Here is a 2,662-nt window from a genome sequence, read left to right as displayed (position 1 = left end):
GCGGCGGCCGGCGCCGTGGCCACCCGGCACTGCGGGTGAGCGCCGTGGAAGGCGCTCAGCGCGGGCAGTTCGCTGGCCCCGACCAACAGCAGTTTCTCCGGGGTATAGCGGGCGAGCAGGGCGGCCAGGGCCTGCTGCGGGGTACGGGAAGAGGGGCTGGCAGTCATCGAACATCCTCGAACAGGGCGGCAAAGACTAACGTGGCGCCGGCAATCGGCCTAGAGCGAGGAGAAATTATGCGCTATGCCTTCTATAGCTGGCGGATTGCATAACTCCTGTCTTTACTACTCTTGAGTCGGTTATGGGCCGATGAACATTGGAGACCTAAAGTATGAGCATCACAAGGAAAGCTGTACCCCTGATTCTGGCCAGTACCCTGTTGACCGGTTGTGCCGGCCTGCAGAAGTCCGACTGGCCCACCTGTGCGGCGGTGGGCGGCGTTGGCGGCGCGGCGCTGGGGGCCATCGAAAGTTCCACCTGGGCCGGCGGCGGCGCGCTGGTCGGTGCCGGTATGGCCGCGGCCTATTGCTGGGTGCATGGCGCCGAGGAACAGGTCGCCGTGGTCGAGGAAGAAGTGGTGGTCGAGGAGGTCGTGGTGGCCGAACCGGCCGAGGCGGTGCGGGTCGAGTTGGACGTCAAGTTCGACTTCGACAAGGCCCAGGTCAAGGAAGAGAGCTATGGCGATATCAAAGCCCTGGCCGATTTCATGAAGCAATACCCGCAGACCAGCACCGTGGTCGAAGGACATACCGACTCGGTGGGTAGCGATGCCTACAACCAGGGCCTGTCCGAGCGCCGCGCCGGTGCGGTGCGCGACGTGCTGGTCAACCAGTACGGGGTCGAGTCCGGTCGTGTGCAGGCCGTGGGCTATGGCGAAAGCCGCCCGGTGGCCGACAACGCCACCAGCGACGGTCGCGCCATCAATCGTCGGGTGGAGGCCGAGGTCGAAGCTCAGCCCTGAACCGGCCCCGCGTGGCAACCGAGCCCGCGTTGTCCAGGTTTGCCTGGGCAGCGCGGGCTTTCTTGTGCAGTGGGGAGCGGCCGTCTTTACTCCAGTGATGCCGGCATAAGGCCGGTAACACAGGAGAAACCCACCATGAGAGCGAACCTTCCCAGGTTTATCCCCCTCCTCTTGGTCAGCAGTGTTCTTTCCGGTTGTGCCACGACTTCCAGTACGGGAGACGCGCCGCTCAACCAGGGGAACTGGCCCCTGTGCAGTGCGATTGGTGCCTTGGCCGGTGGCGGTCTGGGTGCAATCGAGAGTTCCACCTGGGCAGCAGGCGGCGCGGTCGCCGGTGCGCTGCTCGGTACCATCGTCTGCTATGCGCAGGACGGCGACGAGGACGGCGATGGCGTATTCGACCGCCGCGACCGCTGTCCCGGCACGCCCGCAGGCACCCCGGTCCGCCATAACGGCTGCCCGTTGCCGCAATATCCCGAGAGCGTCGCCGAGGCGCCGGCCATGGAGCCCGAGGCACAAGACGAGGTCATCGTCCTTAGCGACCTGGGCAACGTGCTGTTCGCCTTCGACTCGGCCGAGCTGACCGGCGAGGCGCGCGGTCTGCTCGCCGACGTCGCCACGCGCCTGACCGGCGCCAACCTGGTCGGCGTCCGGGTGGTCGGGCATACCGACTCGGTGGGGAGCGATGCCTACAACCAGGGCCTGTCCGAGCGGCGCGCGCGCAGCGTGGCGGATTTCCTCATCGCCCAGGGCGTGCCGGCCGGCAAGGTCAGCACCGAAGGCCGCGGCGAGAGTCAGCCGGTGGCGGACAACGGCAGCGATGCCGGGCGGGCCGAGAACCGGCGCGTCGAGCTGCACGTGTCGCGCTAGCGGTGCGGTGTTGCCAATGGGGGCCGCAAGGCCCCCGTGTTTTTCCGGCTCTGGTCATGCGGAGGGCAAGCGGTTAAGGTGCGGCACGACTAGAAAAAGAGCAGGCGAGGGCGGGGATGCAAGCACTGACGATGCTGGGTAAGGCGCTAGCCGGATTGTTCTGGCTGGCATTCGGCGCGGCCCTGGCGAAATGGCTGGGCAGCCCCTTCGAGCAACTGCTCTATCTGCTGGCGGCGCTGCTGCTGGTGATCCATGGCCTGGAACTCTGGCTGTTCGCCGCCTTGCTCAAGGGGCGCACCAACCCCTGGCAGGATCGCGTGCAGATCCTGTTGTTCGGCGTGTTCCACCTGCTAGCCCTGCAATCGGCCATGCCGGAGCAGGAGCCGGCGCTGCTCGGCGGCGAAGAGGCGGCCCATGCGTAACCTGGCCCTGCTGCTGTGCCTCGCTAGCGCTTCGGCCTGGGCCGAAAACCACCTCAGCGTCGCTTCCCACAGCCTGTTGCGCCTGCCCGTGACCGAGGCGAGGCTGCAGCTGGCACGCCTGGAAGTGGCCGAGCAGGGCACCCTGCTGATTCCGGCCGGCGTCACCGAGCTGCATATCGGCGAACTGCATCTGGGGCCCGCGGCGCGCATCGGCATCGCCCCCGGCGAGCAGCCGCTGCGTCTCGAGGTGCTCCAGGCGACGGTCGCCGCGGACGTCTGGATCAGCGCTCAGGGCGCGCCGGGTGGGGTGCTCAAGCCGGCCACGGCGGGACGCGAGCTGAGCCTGCGCCTGCAGCAGGCCAGTATCCAGTCGTTGACCCTGGACGTGCGCGGCGGTCGCGGGGCGCCG

At 67.5% G+C, this 2,662-nt stretch carries 2 protein-coding genes and 3 pseudogenes; 4 read left to right on the top strand and 1 reads right to left on the bottom strand.

The features are described from left to right. Window positions 1-167, bottom strand: a pseudogene (locus tag N878_RS29615) (hypothetical protein); the annotation flags it as partial. A gap of 440 nt (window positions 168-607) precedes the next feature. On the opposite strand from N878_RS29615, the pseudogene N878_RS29610 reads away from it, so the two are divergent. The 4 genes and pseudogenes from N878_RS29610 to N878_RS17240 form a co-directional block, all read left to right on the top strand. Next, window positions 608-961, top strand: a pseudogene (locus N878_RS29610) (OmpA family protein); the annotation flags it as partial. 135 nt (window positions 962-1,096) lie between these two features. Continuing rightward, a complete protein-coding gene (locus N878_RS29825) occupies window positions 1,097-1,831 on the top strand; it encodes an OmpA family protein (protein ID WP_031303366.1) in 735 nt (244 codons plus the stop codon). A 116-nt stretch (window positions 1,832-1,947) separates the two neighbouring features. Further along, on the top strand, window positions 1,948-2,253 hold the full coding sequence (locus tag N878_RS17245) for a DUF1145 domain-containing protein (RefSeq protein WP_031303365.1): 306 nt from the start codon (window positions 1,948-1,950) through the stop codon (window positions 2,251-2,253). Continuing rightward, a pseudogene (locus tag N878_RS17240) lies at window positions 2,246-2,662 on the top strand (collagen-like protein); the annotation flags it as partial. The gene N878_RS17245 and the pseudogene N878_RS17240, both read left to right, overlap by 8 nt.

Source organism: Pseudomonas sp. EGD-AK9 (genome assembly GCF_000465935.2).
Classification (GTDB): domain Bacteria; phylum Pseudomonadota; class Gammaproteobacteria; order Pseudomonadales; family Pseudomonadaceae; genus Aquipseudomonas.
The sequence above is the reverse complement of the archived record's forward strand: the minus strand, read 5'-3'. Positions and strand labels throughout refer to the sequence as shown.

Bases quoted from the DNA above. Each gene is read 5' to 3' on its own strand.
- N878_RS29825 (WP_031303366.1), top strand. From the start codon at position 1,097: ATGAGAGCGAACCTTCCCAGGTTTATCCCCCTCCTCTTGGTCAGCAGT.
- N878_RS17245 (WP_031303365.1), top strand. From the start codon at position 1,948: ATGCAAGCACTGACGATGCTGGGTAAGGCGCTAGCCGGATTGTTCTGG.